Genomic DNA, 15,619 nt, shown 5'->3' with positions numbered 1-15,619 from the left:
CCGTATCGCCCCGCACGGCCAAGGCCTTCCGGGCCGTCAGCGGTGCCGGTGCAGCCACTTCGCCGCCGCGACCGCGCGTTCCCGGGCAGCCGCGGGCGTGCTGAAGGAGGTCAGGTTCACCGGTGGGGCGAAGCGCTGCACGGTGACCGACTGGGGCGCGGTGAACGCCCGCAGCCCGTCCGCGCCGTGGATCCGTCCGAAGCCGGACTCCCCGGAGCCGCCGAACGGCAGGGCCGGGACACCGGCGAAGCCGAGCACGGAGTTGACGGACACCGCTCCGGCCCGCAGCCGTGCGGCGATCGCCGCACCGGCCCGCCGGTCACGGCTGAACACCGAGGCGGCCAGCGCGTAGGGCGAGGCATTGGCGCGCCGCACCGCCTCGTCCACGCTCGTCACCGCGTTGATCGCCACGACCGGCCCGAAGGTCTCCTCGGTCATCGCCGGCGAGTCCTCCGGCACATCGGCCAGGACGACCGGCGTGACGAACGCCCCGGAGTCCGAGACCGATATCGAGGCCGCGTCGCCCAGCAGGGCACGCGCACCGCCCGCCAGCGCCTGCTCCACATGCCGCCGGACCACGGCCGTCTGGGCGGGCATCGTCATCGGACCGTAGACGGCATCCGGTACGGGACCGGTCCGGAGCGCACCGGCCCGCTCGACGACCTTGCGGCACAGCGGGTCGTACACCTCCCGTAGGACGTAGACGCGTTCGACGCCCGCGCAGGTCTGTCCGGCGTTGCTCATCGCGCCCCACACGACGGCCTCGGCCGCCGCGTCGAGGTCCGCGTCGGCCGTGACGATCGTCGCGTCCTTGCCGCCGCACTCGGCGAGGAACGGCGTCAGCGACCCCGCGCACACGGCCATGACCTTGCGTGCGGTCCCGGGGGACCCGGTGAACGCCACCTTGTCGACGCCCGAGCGGGCCAGCGCCTCGCCCGTCGCCGCCGCGCCGGTCACGGTGGTGAGCAGACCGGCGTGCTCGGGCACCGCCGTGTCCAGGAGTTCGGCCAGCAGCGCGCCCGTACCGGGGGTGTGCTCGGACGGCTTGAACACCACGGCGTTGCCGGCGGCCAGCGCGTAGCCGATGGAACCCATCGGTGTGTAGAGGGGGTAGTTCCAGGGGCCGATCACCCCGATCACGCCGAGCGGCCGATGGACCACGGAGGCCCGCTGGTTGGCCGCCAGGAGACCACTTCGTACGCGCCGCCGCCGGAGCACGCGGTCGGCGTTGCGGGCCGCCCAGTTCAGGTGCTCCAGGGTGAGGACGACCTCCAGGACCGCGTCGCCGTGCGGCTTGCCCGTCTCCGCCGCGATCGTCCCCGCGACGGTGTCGAGCGAGGACGCGAGCCGGTGCTTCCACCGCAGCAGGTGTGCGCGGCGGTGCGCCGCGGGGAGCGCGGCCCAGCCGGTCGCGGCGGTCCGGGCCCGTTCCACGGCGCCGGCCACCTCCTTTGGACCGTGGACCGGGTGCTCGCCGACGGGATCGCCGGTGGCGGGGGAGCGGACGGTGAAGGTGGCGGGGCGTGGCGCCGCGTCCTGGTCCGTGCCGGTCATCGAAGCTCCTGGTGTGTGGGACCGCCACCGGCCGGTGGGGTGTGGTGTCCGTTCGCGTCCGAGGAGGGGCGGCTGCCGTCCTCGTCCGACAGCGGCCGCAGCGGCCTGGAGTGGGACCAGTGCGGACCCAGGTCGTCCAGCGTCCAGCCGAAGGGGTACGTACGGGGTTTGGGCCGGTACGGGTGCCAGGCGGGCCGGGGTGGCAGCCGGCGCACCAGGGCGGCCCGGGCCCGTAACGCGCGGTGGGTGGCGGTCCGCACCCGGCGCGGCTGCGGCCGGAAGCCCAGTGCGGTGAGCAGCGGTTCGTCGAGCACGGCGAGGGAGGCGCGCGCCACCAACGGGCGCAGCCAGGTGGGGTACCAGTGGGTGACGACCCTCAACGTGGCTGCCGCGACCCGCCGGTTGGCCGGGTCGTACGCGAACATCCGCTGCTCGTAGGAGTCGTGGAGGTGGGCGAATTCCGCGTAGTCGCGGGGGAGTTCGGCTATGCCCATCATCTCGCCCAGGCGCCGCCCGACGAGTGCGAGGCTCTCGGTCTCCTGCGGCGACAACGGCCGCCAGCCGAACCGGTCGATCCAGCGTTTGGGGCCGACGACGGTGGTGGCCAGGACGTAGAGATAGTCCTCGTTGGCGATGCGGTAGCGGCCGTGGATACGGTTGAGACGGCGGGCCGCCGCCCTGCCGTGCTCGGAGTCCATGCCGTCGCGCACGATCTCGTGGGCGATCAGCACGGTGTCGTCGTACCGCTTCTGCCCGGAGCGCTCGAACTCCTGCGTGTGGTCCAGGAGTTGGGAGATGCGGGGCACGCCGTAGTCGCGCAGGAAGGCGACCGAGACACCCTGGAGGTAGTCCCAGGGGAACTCGTACGCGGTGATGAGGCGGAAGATCTCTTCGTAGTCCTGTTGCGGGTCCATCTGCTCGATGCGGTGGAGCCGGCTGTAGCGGCCCATGGGGAGTCCCTTTCGCAGGGCGCCTGGCGACGGTGAGTCGAAGATACAAAAACTATCGACTTGTTTCACGAGTCGCGTCAATACTCCCGACACGCCTACCGGGGCGACGCATCGCCCCGGCCGTGACCGTTCAGATCAGTCCGGCCCGTATCGCATAGGACACGGCGTGCGCGCGGTTGCGGGTCCGGGTGCGCTTCATGGCCCCGTACAGGATGTATCGCACCGTGCGTTCGGAGTAGGACAGTTCGACCGCGATCTCGTCGCACTGCTTTCCCTCCGCGATGAGACGCAGCACGTCCACCTCACGGGAGGTCAGCTTGGGTGCGTGCGCGGGCGTGGGAGCGCTCCCGTCGCTGCCCGCCACCGCCCGTACGGTCCGGGCGAAGACGTCCGGGCTGCAGAAGTCCCACCACACGACGGCGCGTACGCCCCGCTCCCGTGCCGCTGCCAGGTCGGCCCGCCACTGCTTGCCCACGACCACCAGGAAGCGTGCGTCGGGTTCGTCGCTCAGGCGGGGGAGCAGGTCCAGCGCGGAGGAGTCCGCCACCTCCATGGCGACCACGATCGCGTCTGCCTCACGGGTCCTGTCCCGCGGCAGCTCGTGCAGGCGGGGGTCGAGGGCGACGAAGCCGGCCAGCCCGGCACGTACCAAGGGCGCGGGCGCGTGGATCGCCACGCGCACGGACTCGGTGAGTACCTGCTGGGGCATGGGCCCTCCCGCCTCGCGCCTGTGGTCGCCCATGAGGAATGCGGTCGTCCAGATGGTTCCGGGGCTGATGCTGCCACCTGCGGAGATCGGACAGCCGTACCGAAGGCCCCCTCACCCACAACCGAGGGAAACCTGGCGCGAGCAGCCGGTGAGGGACGGCTCCGCGCAAGGCGGCTCAGCCGGAGGCGCGCAAGAACTTCCTGTACGGAACGGCAAGGTTCGCGAGGACCGCTTCACCGCGGGAGCCGGCCGCACGACGATGGGGTGAGAGCGCGTTCCGACGCACTCCGGTTGCCGGAGCGTGCGTGCGGGATGCCGTGCGGCCCGTGACCACTCCTGGCCGCTCCGGGCAACTCCCGGCAGCGCCCCGCAAGTTCCGGCACTTCTAGCAACAAAGGTAGCCCCATGATCGTGTCCCTTGTCCTGTTCGTGGTGCTCGGCCTGGCGCTGCTCGGGGCCGCCGCCGTACTGACCCGGCGGAAACTCGGTTCCTCCTCCGGACAGGCCCGTACCGCGGGGCCGGGCGCCGACCGGAAGGTGCTGGAGGCCGTCGCCCTGGGTCTGCAGGCCCTGGCCGAGGGGCGCGCACACGACGCACGCCGACTGCCCGAGGTGCAGACGGTCGTCCACTCGGGACAGCGGCTCACCGTGCAGCTCGCACACGCCGACGGGGCGGCGCCCTCACCGTGGACGTCGGACGTCTCGGGCAAGGAGTGGTCGGTGGACCCGGCGAGCCTGCGGGCGACCGGCACCTCCGGTGGCAGACCCACGCATCCGTACTCCCTGACCGTCACCCTCGGCCTGTACAGGGGAGAGCGGGTGCTGGTGGACCTCGCGAAGCTGTCGGGGCCGATCGCCCTGACGGGTGACGACCACGAGGTGCTGCGGCTGGCGCAGGCCGTCATCACCGAAGTCGTCTCGGGACCGGTCGGGCATCTCGCCACGGTCGTCCTGGTGGGTTCGGCGACCACCCCTCCGGTGACCGACGGACTGGGCGCGCGGTCGGCCCGGCTGTACCCCGCGGCCACCCGCAAGGAGGCCCTGGCCCACAAGGAGGCCCCGGGCCACGAGAACGCCGGGCGGTCCGGGGGAGCGTCGGCCGGCGGAACGCACACCCGCCGGCTCTTCGTCGTCACCGCCGCCCAGTTCCGCGACGAGAGATGGGTCGACGCGCCGCTGCGCGAGACCGACGCGCTGCTGGTCCTCGGCTGGATCACCGACGCGGAATGGCACATCGCGGTGAACACGGACGGCTCCCTGGACACCGGCCGCCTGGGTGTCCTGGTCGACACCCACACGGCCCGCTTCTCCTGACCCGTCAGACCCGTCAGACCCGTCCGAACGGTTCGACCCGTCCGACCTTTTCGATCCTCCCGACCCGTCGGTCACCGGGCGGTGCCGGGCCCACCGTCCGGCACCAGGCCGCGGTCGGCGAGGCTGCCGTCCAGCCAGGCCGCGGCCAGTTCCGCCCGGGAACGGCACCCGGTGCGCTGGAACAGCTGCGTCAGCCGCCGCTCCACGGTCTTCTCGCTCGACGCCAGCCGCGCCGCGATCTGCCGGTTGGTCGCCCCGTCGCTGACCAGCACGGTCAGCCGGACGTCCGCCTCGCTCAACCGGTCCCTGGCCGGCCGCAGTCTCGGCAGTACGAGACTCCGCCGCCGCGCCATGTGCCCCAGCGTCGTACGGGTGGCGCGCCCGATCCCCAGCGACTGCGCGAGGTACGAGGCCTCGGCCAGCCGCCGGTCGGAGTCGTCGCCGATCTCCACCAGGCACAGCCGGCAGAGCAGGCCCAGGTACACATCACCCCGCTGGTCCACCGACCGCAGGGCGGCCAGCGCGCCGTCCACCTCTCCGTGCACCAGCCCCCGGCCCAGCAGCACGGTCTCGCGGGTCATGGCGGAGCCCACTTCCTCGTGCAGCGCCTCCATTTCGTCCAGCGTCCGGTGCATGGCCCGCGGCATGCCCTCCAGCAGGGCGTACGACAGATACCGCAGCAGCACCTTCTCGATGCCCGACAGCAGACCGTCCCGGCGGGCCCGCCGTACGTCCTCGCGGGCTCCCTCCAACGCCTCCGCCGCCTGGCCCGACCAGTACCGCAGGCTCATCCTGGCCCAGGCCACGAGAGGGTGGGTCACGCCGTCGGGAATCAGCTCCAGCCAGGCCCGTGCGTGCCCCAACTCCCCGCGCGCGCCGTGGATTTCGGCTGCCAGCGCGCGGGCGCACTGCGCGGTCCCGGCCTGCGTGCCACGGGTCCTGCTGCGTGCCTCGATCCGGCGGGCGGCCGAGAGGGCCCGGTCCCAGTCGCCGTCCAGATAGGAGCGGACCATGGCGTGGTACCGCGCGGCGGTGCTGTCCCCCGACCCCGTGTACCGATCGCCGAGCACGGCCGCCAGGGCGTCGGCGAGGTCCGCGTGGGTGGCCGCGTGCCGCAGCCGGTCCATGGTGTGCGCGCCGTTCGCTTCCGGCGGCAGGGCGCTCGACGTCTCCAGCAGTTCGGCATGTCCACCCGAGGCGGCGGCCAGCAGCCGTAGTTCGGCGGGCGAGGGGAGCGGCCCGGTTCCGGACCGGTGGCCGGTGGTGACTGGGCGGCGCACAGTCGGCCGGGCCCCGTCCTCCGGCGGGCGCGCGACCCGGTCGGCGACCCGTCCCATCCCGTACGGACCGGTCAGCGCCGTGAATCCCTCCACGGCAGCCAGGTGTTCCGGAACACCGGTGTCCTGGGTGCCGGAGTCGTCGGCGTTCGGCAGCCGGTGTTCGTGCAGTGCCGCCAGCGCCCACACCTCGGTGACGAACACCAGACGATCCCGGTCTCGATCCGCGTCGAGACAGGCGAGCAGTGGTGCGCCCAGCGCCAGCGCACCGGGGTGGTCGGCGTGGCGCAGGCTCAGTTCGGCGGACTCGTACAGCACTTCGGGCGTCCTGCGGTCGTACGGGGTCAGGCGGCCCAGGGCCGAGGCGTAGGCGCGGACTGACCGCGGCCAGTCGGATCTGGCGTCCGTACGGGCCGCCGCCAGCAGCACGTCCACCGCGAGCACGTCGTCCAACTCGGCCCCGGCGGCGGTCACGTGGTCGGCGAGACGGGGATATCCGCCCCCCGCCGTCTCCGCGCCGAGCCGGTCGCTCAGTGATCTGGTGATGAGGGCGTGCAACGACGACACGTCGTGGTGGGTGGGCAGGGCGCGCAGTGCCGCGGCGAGCGCAGGGACGGCGAAGGACGCCCGGCCGTCCTCGTCCACGGTCACGATTCCGTCCCCGACCAGCGGTGTCAGGGCCCGGTCGACGAGGCCGGCCCGCCGGGGGCCTCCCGGCTTCAGCCGGTGCAGATCGTCGAACCGTATCTCGGCGTGTTCCAGGGCGCGGGCGACCGCGGCGGCCGCGTCCAGGTCGGCGTTGTCCGGGGGTCCGCCGGGCCAGCAGAGCCGCGTCAGGCGTGCCGTGTCCGTGGTGAGCCGCAGTGCCTGTTCCGGTTCGGTCAGACAGACATGGCCGCCGAGTTCGAGGAGGCCGCCGTGCCCGTCCATCGAGTCCAGCACCGACAGTACGGCTTCGGGGGTGCCTGCCATCGGGCCCAGCGCGCGCAGTACCGCCGTCACCAGTGCGGGCTCGACCGGGCGGCCGAGCCCGCGCACCATCAGGGCTTCGACGTCGGCGGGACGCAGCGGCGGCAGTTCGAGCAACCGGTCTGCCGCCGAGGCCAGTTGGGAGGCTCCGCCGTCCCTCGGGGGTACCGGTCGGCCGGCCATGACCATCGGCACTCCGGCCGGGCGGAAGACACGTACGAGCAGGCTCAGGGCGGCGGCCGTGGCCGACGGCAGGCGCTCGACGTCGTCGATCACCAGCGCGAAAGGGGTGTCGCGGGCGGTGTCCGTGAGAGTCTCGCTCAGCGCGGCGAGCTGACTCAACTCGCCGTACGGGAGCGTGGGTTGGCGCGAGGTGCGGCGGGCGCCGCTGACGCGGACCGTGTTCCGGCGGTGGGGGACCTTGGCGAGTGCGGCGTGGACGGCGTCGGACAGGGCGGGGGCGCCGGGTGTGCTCCCGCTGTCGTGACAGCGCAGCCGCAGGACCTTGGCGCCCTCCTCGGCCGCCGCTCGCCGGGCGTGTTCCAGGACGGCGGTCTTGCCCGTTCCGGCGGCGCCGACGACCAGCAGGACGCGTGCCGGGTCACCGGTGGACAGCAGGGTCCGGGTCACCTCCCGGATCTCGCCGTCCCTGCCTATGACAGGTCCGCCGACAGGTCCGTCGTCGTGCACGCCCACGCCTCCTGATCCGGTCCTCGCCGGACGGAAACGACCAGCGGAAACGACCACATGTAAAGGGCCTCCGGCACATGACCATAATGGCTTTCGCCGGCCGGAGGCCCGGACGAAGGGCCGGCCGACGGCGCTCTCCGAACGTGGGTCACCGCCCGCCCGGCACCTGTCGTCGAGGAGAGCGCGGTGGACCATGACTGCCCCGTCCGGAACCCCCTGGCTGCTGCACGGGGGTACGGCCGTGAGCCTGGACCGTACCGCCGGTCGACCGGTCGGCCGCGAAGGGCAGGTGGACGAGGTCCATGGCCGGCTGGGCGATCCGGACGGGCCGCGCCTGGTGCTCGTCCGCGGTGAACGGGGCATCGGGCGGACCGAGTTCGTGCACGCGGTCGGTGAACTGCTCCGCGCGCAGGGGACGGCCGTGCTCACCGTGGGCTGCGTACCCGGCGACGACGTACGGCCGTTCCTGCTGGCGCTGCGGTTGGTCATGGCGTTGGAAGAGCACCGCCCGGCCGCGGCACACCAACGGTCCACGCGGCCGGCCGCCGAGGCCCTGCGGGCGGCCGAGCAGCGTGACGGGACGGCCATGGCGGGACTGCTGCGCGCCGCCCTCACACAACCCGGGCCCGCGGCCGTATCCGGGCCCGCGGCCGTATCCGGGCCCGCCTCCGCGCCCGCACCCGCGCCCGTGGTCGTGGTGGTGGACGACCTCCAGTACGCCGACGCCGGTTCGCTGGCCGTGCTCCGGGAGACCGATTTCGCGCGCGTGCCGCACACCGTACGGCTGTTGGCCTCCGAAGTGGGACGCGGTGAGCCGAGGGCGACCGGGTGGGAGAGGGCCGCCGGGACCCACACGGTCGTCCTGTCCCGGCTCGGACCGGAGGAGACCACCACCGTGGTGGCACGCAGGCTGCGCGCCACGCCCGACACGACGCTGGCCCGGCGGGTGCGGGAGCTCACCCTCGGGGTCCCCGGTGCGGTCGACGCGCTGCTCACCGGGTGGACGCGGCAGGGCGCGATCAGGGTGGCCGACGGCCACGCCTTCGTCGGTGCGCGCAGACCGACGCCGGTGCTGTCGGACGACGACCGGTTCATGACGGCGCTGGACGCCCTGGGCGAGCCGTGCCGCACGGTGGCCGGGGCCCTGAGCATCCTGTGGCCGCTGGGAGGCCGGGCCCCGCGGCTGATCGCGACGTCGACCGGCCTGCCCGCGGACACGGTGAGCGACGCACTCCACGCCCTGACCGACGCGGACATCACGGAACCCTTCCCGGCACCGGCCGGCCCGGAATCCCCGGCCCGCGCCGTCGTCGCCGTCACCGACGACGACCCAGGGCCCGACGACACCACCCCGCCCGGCCGGTCCGGCCGGCGGTTTCGGTTGCCGGTCGTGGCGCATGCCGTTCGGGAGCGGCTCGGGCCGTTGGAGCGCAGCCGGCTGTCCGCCACCGCGGTGGAGGCGCTGTGGGCGGAGCAGGACGCGGTGAGCGCGGAGGACACGGAGGACAGGGAGGGCACGGAAGGCGCCACACCGTACCCGCGAAGACCCGTGCTCGTGGCCCTGCCGGACGAGGCGGACGCGGTGGCCTACCTCGCGGACCGCGTTGCGGAGGCCGGATCGCTCGTCGACCGCGACCGCGCGGTCGCCGAACTGACGGCCGCCGCGCGGAGACTGCACCCCGACTCCGAAGGCAGGGGAGTGCTCCGCTGGTGCCGGGCGGCCGGCCACCTCGTCGAGCGGCCCGCCGACCGGGTCGCGGCCCTGCACCGGTACGCCAAGGCCGCCTACAACGCCGGCGACCACCACACCGCCCGGACCATCGCGGAGTCCGTCCTGCGCAACCTCGCGGACGTCCTCGACCCCCGGGCGCTGCAGGACACCGCCAGCCTCTTCACGGCGGCGACGGCCAACGACCTGGACTGGCGGGCCCTGTCCCGGCTGGCCACGGCGCGATGGTGGGACGAGCTGCGGCTGCCCGAACTGGCCGCCGTGACCGGCCGGGCCCTCGCCCTGAGCCAGTTGGAGCGGTGGCAGGAGGTACTGGAACTGCTGTCGCGGACCGAGCGCGTGTGGGCCACCGACGCCCATGCCCGGGCGAAGCCCGCCTACTTCCGGGCCGTGGCGGAACTGGCACTGGGCCGCCCGGAACGCTTCCGCGCATCACTGGCCTTCCCGGAGGCCCCGTACCTCGACACCGGCCATGTCCACGCCCTCGCCACCACCATGTTCGACGAACTGCTCAGCGGCCGTGACCTGCGCGCGGCCGAAGCCCTGCTGGACGCACAGGGACTGACGGCCGACCTGCTGGCCCCGCGCAGCCTGTTCCTGTGGCGCCATCTCCAGGGCCGCTGGGACGAGGCACTGCAGTCGGCCCGCTGGATGCTGGCGAACAACCAGACGAGCACCCCCGCGGCGGACAGCCATCTGGTCCCGGCGCGGACCGCCGCCGTCCTGCTGGCCCGGGGCCGCCCCACGAGCGCCCGCCGTCTCCTCGACAGTGTGCGCGGGGACGCCGCGCACGGTCACGGGGAGGGTCCGCTGGAGTACTCCCTGGACGCCGTCGAAGCGGAGTTGCTGCGGGCCCTCGGCGATCCGGCCGGTGCCGAGAAGGTACTGCGCCGCGGCCTGGACGCGGCAGCGGTCCGCGGCCAGATCGCCGGCACCGACGAGTTGTGGGCCGCACTCGCCGAGACGCACGCGGAGGAAGGACGCGGGGGTGAGGCGGCGGCCTGTCTGCGACACCTGCGACTGATCTCCGACCGCACGGGTGACGCGAGGACACGACTGAGGTATCTGCTCGCGTCGGCCCACGTCCAGCGACAGCACGGCCCCGACCCGTTCGGCACGGTCCACGACAACCTGCGCGAGGCTCTTGAACTGGCCCGTTCCCGCCGTCAGCCGTACGAGACCGCGGTGACCCTCGTCGCCGCCGCGGACGCGGGCACCGGCCCGCCCGCCCTGCTGCACGAGGCGTACGAACTGTTCGGCGAGGCCGGCGCCGCCCTGCCGCGCTTCCACACCAGGACCGCCATGCGCGAGGCCGGAACCACCGTCCCCGGGCGCCGACAGGCCACCGCCGAGAACGAACAGCTGCTCGCGACCCTGATCGCCGAAGGACTCACCAACCGGCAGATCGCCACGGTGCTGCGGCTCAGCGAGGACGCGGTCGCCAACCGCCTCACCCGGCTCTTCGCCCGCACCGGGCTGCGGTCCCGCACCGAGGTGGTCACCGCCGTGCTCACCAACTACCGCGTCCACCGGGGAGCGGCCGAACAGAACTGAGTACGGCCCTAACAGAACTGAGTACGGCCCGAGCAGGGCTGACCACGATCCGAGCAGGGCCCGCGTACGCACCGAACCGGGACCGAACGGCGATTGTTAGCCTTGCGTGTGATCGGATACCCCATACCCGCCCGGACCGCGCGCCGCCGGACCCCGCGATGAACGCCGTCGCCTCCTCGCCCCTCGGCGCCGCGACCACCCTCGCCGAACTCACCCGGGACCCCCACGCCCGCCTGGCGCTGCTGCGTGCTCACGAGCCCGTGTCCTGGCTGCCCGAGCTGGACGGCTGGCTGGTGACCCGCCGGGACCTCGCGATGAGCGTGATGCGGGACGCCGAGACCTTCACGGTCGACGACCCCCGGTTCTCCACCGCGCAGGTCGTCGGGCCGAGCATGCTGTCCCTGGACGGTGACCCGCACGCCCGCCACCGTGAGCCCTTCACCGCCCCCTTCCGCCCCCGGGCGGTCCATGACGGCTTCGCCTCGTTCATCGAGGGGGAGAGCGACCGGCTCATCACCGCACTGACACCTGCCGGTACCGCCGACCTGCGACGCGCCTTCGCCGGTCCGCTCGCGGTGGCCGTCGTCACCGAGGCGCTCGGGCTGGTCGGCACGAGCACCGCCACGGTCCTGTCCTGGTACGACTCCATCGTGGCGGCGGTCTCGGACATCACCGCAGGACAGGCGGCCGGTCCCGCCGGCACCGCGGCCTACGCACAGCTGCGGGCAGCCGTGGAGGCCACCGTCGCCGACCGGGACGCGGCCTCGCTCCTCGTCTCCGCCGCCGGACGGCTGACCCCGGCGGAGGTGGCGTCCAACGCGGCGGTCCTGATGTTCGGCGGCATCGAGACCACCGAGGGCATGATCACCAACGCGCTGCTGCATCTGCTGAACCACCCCGACCAGCTCGCCCTCGTCCGCGCCGACCCCGACCTGCTGGACGGCGCGATCGAGGAGTCCCTGCGCCTCGAACCGGGCGCGGCCGTCGTGGACCGCTACGCCACCCGCGACACCGTCCTCGGCCCGGTCACCGTCCGCCGCGGCGACCTGGTCACCGTCTCCCTGGCCGGAGCCAACCGCGACCCCGACGTCTTCGCCGACCCCGACAGGTTCGACGTCCGCCGCGAGAACGCGCGGCTCCAGCTGGCCTTCGCCCACGGCCCGCACTACTGCCTCGCCGCCCATCTCGCGCGCCTGGAGACCCGTATCGCCCTGAGGCAGCTGCTCGAACGTCTCCCCGCCCTGCGCCTCGACCCCGCCCACCCCACCGCCCCGTACGGTCTGGTCTTCCGCAAGCCGCTCGGCCTCCAAGTGCTCTGGGGCAGCCCAGCCTGACCGGCCGTCACTGTGGCCGGCCGCCGTCCCCGCTGGTCAGCGGAGTGCGATCGTCCGCCGAAGTCGTGCGGCCGACCTTCCCGCGGTGCATTGCGGCCCGCCCGGAACGGTCCGATGGTGGACGCACGTGCCGGGCTGTGAGGAGGACGGGCGATGACAACTGACAGGGGCGCACCGGACGTCGAGCGGCGGCGGCTGGCCGAGGCCGACGAGGGGGTGGCGCCCTGGCGGCGCTGGGGGCCGTATCTGAGCGAGCGGCAGTGGGGGACGGTCCGCGAGGACTACAGCTCCGACGGGGAGGCCTGGGCGTACTTCACCCACGACCAGGCGCGCTCGCGCGCCTACCGCTGGGGCGAGGACGGGATCGCCGGTGTCAGCGACGACAAGCAGCGGCTGTGCTTCGCCCTGGCCCTGTGGAACGGCCGCGACCCGATCCTCAAGGAGCGGATGTTCGGCCTGACCAACAGCGAGGGCAATCACGGCGAGGACGTCAAGGAGTACTACTTCTACCTCGACAGCACCCCCACCCACTCGTACATGAAGTTCCTCTACAAGTACCCGCAGGGGGAGTTCCCCTACGGTGATCTCGTCGCCACCAACCGGGCCCGGGGCCGCAAGGACTTCGAGTACGAGCTGCTGGACACCGGTGTCTTCGACGCGGACCGCTACTTCGACGTGTTCGTCGAGTACGCGAAGGCGGGCCCGGAGGATCTGCTGGTCGAGATCACCGCGCACAACCGCGGCCCGGACGAGGCCACGCTCCATCTGCTGCCGACGCTCTGGTTCCGGCACACCTGGTCCTGGGCCGGTGGCACCGCCGTGCCGGCTCTGCGGCGGGTGCCCGGCGGAATCCGCGCGGACCACGAGGAGTTGGGCGCACGCCGGCTGTACTGCGAGAGCGACGCCCCGGCGCTGTTCACCGGGAACGAGACCAACGACGAGCGCGTCTTCGGCAGTCCGAACCCCACCCCGTACGTCAAGGACGGCATCGGCCGTCACGTCGTCCACGGCGACACGGCGGCCGTCGACCCCGCCGGGACCGGCACCAAGGCGGCCCTGCACAGCGTGCACACCGTGCCCGGCGGCGGGAGCGCCCGCATCCGCCTGCGGCTGACGGACGCCACCGAACTCACCGATCCCTGGAGCGAGTTCGACCAGGTGATGGCGGACCGCCGGGCCGAGGCCGACATCTTCTACGACGGGGTCGTCCCGGACGGGACGAGCGAGGACGAGCGGCGGCTGGTCCGGCAGGCACTGGCCGGGATGCTGTGGAGCAAGCAGTACTACCACCTCGACGTCGAGCGCTGGCTGGCCGAGCACGGCGTCGACCCGCTCGGCGCCGACCCCCGCCTGCGCAACAGCGCCTGGTACCACATGGTCAACGACGAGATCATGTCGATGCCGGACACCTGGGAGTACCCGTGGTTCGCGGCCTGGGACCTCGCCTTCCACACCCTCGCCCTCGCGATGGTCGACATCGGGTTCGCCAAGGGGCAGCTGGACCTGCTCCTGCGCCGCCTCTATCTGCACCCCAACGGCCAGATCCCCGCGTACGAATGGAACTTCGGCGACGTCAACCCGCCGGTGCACGCCTGGGCGACCCTCTTCGTCTACGAGCTGGAGAAGCAGCGCACCGGACACGGCGACCGCGCCTTCCTGGAGAACGCCTTCCTCAAGCTGATGAAGAACTTCACCTGGTGGCTCAACCGCAAGGACGTCGACGGCAACAACGTCTTCCAGGGCGGCTTCCTCGGCCTCGACAACATCGGTGTCTTCGACCGCAGCGCACCCCTGCCGACGGGCGGCCAGCTCGACCAGGCAGACGGCACCGCCTGGATGGCGCTGTACTGCCAGAACCTCCTGGAGATCGCCATCGAACTGGCCGTCGACAACCCGGTGTACGTGGAGCAGGCGCAGACCCTGTTCGAGCACTTCGCGTGGATCGCGGTCGCCACGAACCGCCTGGGTCGGGACAACGAGAGCCTGTGGGACGAGGAGGACGGCTTCTTCTACGACGTCCTGCGGCTGCCCGACGGCGAGGCGGTCCGGCTCAGGGTGCGCTCCCTGGTCGGGCTGATCCCGCTCGCCGCCACCAGCGTGGTCGGCGGCTGGGCCGACCAGCGTTTCCCCGAACTGGTCGCGGGGGCCAAGGAGTTCATCGACCGGCACCCCGCCGTGCAGGCCGTGGTGTCCGCACAGCAGACCGCGGGACCCGGTGTGCGCGGACGGCACCTGTTCGCCCTGTTCGGCCCTGACCGGCTCCGGCGCGTCCTGGCCCGCATGCTCGACGAGAAGGAGTTCCTCGGCCCGTACGGCATCCGCTCGCTCTCCCGCCACCACGCCGAGCACCCGTACAGCTTCCAGGTCAAGGGGCAGACGTACGGGGTCGGCTATCTGCCCGCCGAGTCCGACTCGGGCATGTTCGGCGGCAACTCCAACTGGCGCGGCCCGGTGTGGTTCCCGGTCAACATCCTGCTGATCCGGGCCCTGTTGAACCTGCACGCGTATCACGGTGAGGAGTTCACCGTGGAGTGCCCGACCGGCTCGGGACGGCGGATGAACCTCTACGAGGTCGCCCGTGAGATCTCCGGCCGGCTCACCGCGACGTTCCTGCGCGGCCCCGACGGCCATCGCCCGGTGCACGGCGCCCAGGCCAAGTTCGCCAAGGACCCGCACTGGAAGGATCTGCTGCTGTTCTACGAGTACTTCCACGGCGACGACGGGGCGGGCCTCGGCGCGTCCCACCAGACCGGCTGGACCGGTCTGGCCGCGGTCACCGCGACCCTGTTCCACCAGGTGGGCTCAGAGGACTGGGGCGCCCTGCGCGAGGAACCCCTGTCCTGAGTCCCTCGCCCTGAGCACGGCGGGCACCGGGCGGCCTCACCTGCGGCCCGGTGCCCCCGCGCGCAGCCCGTCCATGACGAAGTCCAGGAGACGGGCCGCGCGCGGCTGCCAGTCGCCGTGGGGGTCGAGCTGCCAGAGCCCGGCGATGGCGAGGAGGAAGTCGTCCTCGGTCACCCCGGGGCGGATGGTGCCGGCCTCCTCGTTCGTGCGCAGCAGCAGCAGCGCGGCGGACGCCACCGGAGTGGGTTCCGGCTTCGCCGGGCCGCCGGGCGCGCTGGTGGCCTGCCGGATCGCGTCCGCCAGACCCGCCTTGGTCATGGCGAACCGGGCCAGATGGTCCATCCACTCGCGTAGCGCCCGCTCCGGCTCGTGGGTGTGCAGCAGCTCGCACGCCGCGTCGGCGACCTGCTGCATCTCGTGGCGGTAGATCTCCAGGACGAGCGCCTCACGGTTGGGGAAATTGCGGTAGAACGTGCCCTGCCCGACGCCCGCCTTCTTGGCGATGACGCTGAGCGGGGCGTCCGCGCAGAGCGTCAGCTCGGCCACGGCCACTTCCAGGATGCGTTCGCGGTTGCGCTGCGCGTCCGAGCGCAGAGGTGCGTCCTTCTTGTGCCCCACGCGTCCTCCTCGCGGGTTCGTGGCCGAATCCCGTCCTTGCTAAGCGGACAGGTGTCCACTACGTTTTCTCGTGAGCG

General features: G+C 72.8%; 9 protein-coding genes. 4 read left to right on the top strand and 5 right to left on the bottom strand.

Annotated elements, in window-relative coordinates; translation table 11 throughout:
- Positions 1-36: 36 nt before the first annotated feature.
- The 3 genes from ACZ60E_RS25890 to ACZ60E_RS25880 all read right to left on the bottom strand — a co-directional run bounded on the left by ACZ60E_RS25890 (position 37) and on the right by ACZ60E_RS25880 (position 3,213).
- Complete coding sequence (locus ACZ60E_RS25890) at positions 37-1,554, bottom strand: aldehyde dehydrogenase family protein (protein WP_469443432.1); 1,518 nt, start codon at positions 1,552-1,554, stop codon at positions 37-39.
- Positions 1,551-2,504, bottom strand: a complete 954-nt coding sequence (locus ACZ60E_RS25885) for an oxygenase MpaB family protein (RefSeq protein WP_469443430.1) — start codon at positions 2,502-2,504, stop codon at positions 1,551-1,553. The genes ACZ60E_RS25890 and ACZ60E_RS25885 overlap by 4 nt, the downstream gene beginning before the upstream one ends.
- A gap of 130 nt (positions 2,505-2,634) precedes the next feature.
- On the bottom strand, positions 2,635-3,213 hold the full coding sequence (locus ACZ60E_RS25880) for a helix-turn-helix transcriptional regulator (protein ID WP_384799382.1): 579 nt from the start codon (positions 3,211-3,213) through the stop codon (positions 2,635-2,637).
- A 405-nt stretch (positions 3,214-3,618) separates the two neighbouring features.
- Here ACZ60E_RS25880 and ACZ60E_RS25875 point away from each other — a divergent pair, with 405 nt between their 5' ends.
- Positions 3,619-4,527 carry a hypothetical protein gene (locus ACZ60E_RS25875; RefSeq protein WP_384799379.1) on the top strand — a complete coding sequence of 303 codons (909 nt, stop codon included), beginning with the start codon at positions 3,619-3,621 and terminating at the stop codon, positions 4,525-4,527.
- A gap of 71 nt (positions 4,528-4,598) precedes the next feature.
- Here ACZ60E_RS25875 and ACZ60E_RS25870 read toward each other — a convergent pair whose 3' ends face one another.
- Entirely contained in the window at positions 4,599-7,463 is a 2,865-nt protein-coding gene (locus tag ACZ60E_RS25870; RefSeq protein WP_469443428.1) for a helix-turn-helix transcriptional regulator, read from the bottom strand.
- A gap of 193 nt (positions 7,464-7,656) precedes the next feature.
- Between ACZ60E_RS25870 and ACZ60E_RS25865 the strand changes: the two genes are divergently transcribed.
- The 3 genes from ACZ60E_RS25865 (at position 7,657) to ACZ60E_RS25855 (ending at position 14,924) form a co-directional block, all read left to right on the top strand.
- Positions 7,657-10,746, top strand: coding sequence for an AAA family ATPase (locus tag ACZ60E_RS25865; protein WP_469443426.1), 3,090 nt, complete (start codon positions 7,657-7,659; stop codon positions 10,744-10,746).
- 158 nt (positions 10,747-10,904) lie between these two features.
- On the top strand, positions 10,905-12,080 hold the full coding sequence (locus ACZ60E_RS25860) for a cytochrome P450 (protein WP_469443424.1): 1,176 nt from the start codon (positions 10,905-10,907) through the stop codon (positions 12,078-12,080).
- Positions 12,081-12,233: 153 nt separating this feature from the next.
- On the top strand, positions 12,234-14,924 hold the full coding sequence (locus ACZ60E_RS25855) for an MGH1-like glycoside hydrolase domain-containing protein (protein WP_469443423.1): 2,691 nt from the start codon (positions 12,234-12,236) through the stop codon (positions 14,922-14,924).
- 36 nt (positions 14,925-14,960) lie between these two features.
- Here the strand turns inward: ACZ60E_RS25855 and ACZ60E_RS25850 are convergent, their stop codons facing one another.
- Entirely contained in the window at positions 14,961-15,542 is a 582-nt protein-coding gene (locus ACZ60E_RS25850) for a TetR/AcrR family transcriptional regulator (protein WP_384799364.1), read from the bottom strand.
- Positions 15,543-15,619: the final 77 nt, after the last annotated feature.

It is taken from the genome of Streptomyces sp. NPDC102514, assembly GCF_055584525.1.
The sequence above is the reverse complement of the archived record's forward strand: the minus strand, read 5'-3'. Positions and strand labels throughout refer to the sequence as shown.

Excerpts from the sequence above, each read along its gene's own strand:
- ACZ60E_RS25890 (WP_469443432.1), bottom strand. The coding sequence starts at position 1,554 with ATGACCGGCACGGACCAGGACGCGGCGCCACGCCCCGCCACCTTCACC.
- ACZ60E_RS25885 (WP_469443430.1), bottom strand. The coding sequence starts at position 2,504 with ATGGGCCGCTACAGCCGGCTCCACCGCATCGAGCAGATGGACCCGCAA.
- ACZ60E_RS25880 (WP_384799382.1), bottom strand. The coding sequence starts at position 3,213 with ATGCCCCAGCAGGTACTCACCGAGTCCGTGCGCGTGGCGATCCACGCG.
- ACZ60E_RS25875 (WP_384799379.1), top strand. The coding sequence starts at position 3,619 with ATGATCGTGTCCCTTGTCCTGTTCGTGGTGCTCGGCCTGGCGCTGCTC.
- ACZ60E_RS25865 (WP_469443426.1), top strand. The coding sequence starts at position 7,657 with ATGACTGCCCCGTCCGGAACCCCCTGGCTGCTGCACGGGGGTACGGCC.
- ACZ60E_RS25860 (WP_469443424.1), top strand. The coding sequence starts at position 10,905 with ATGAACGCCGTCGCCTCCTCGCCCCTCGGCGCCGCGACCACCCTCGCC.
- ACZ60E_RS25855 (WP_469443423.1), top strand. The coding sequence starts at position 12,234 with ATGACAACTGACAGGGGCGCACCGGACGTCGAGCGGCGGCGGCTGGCC.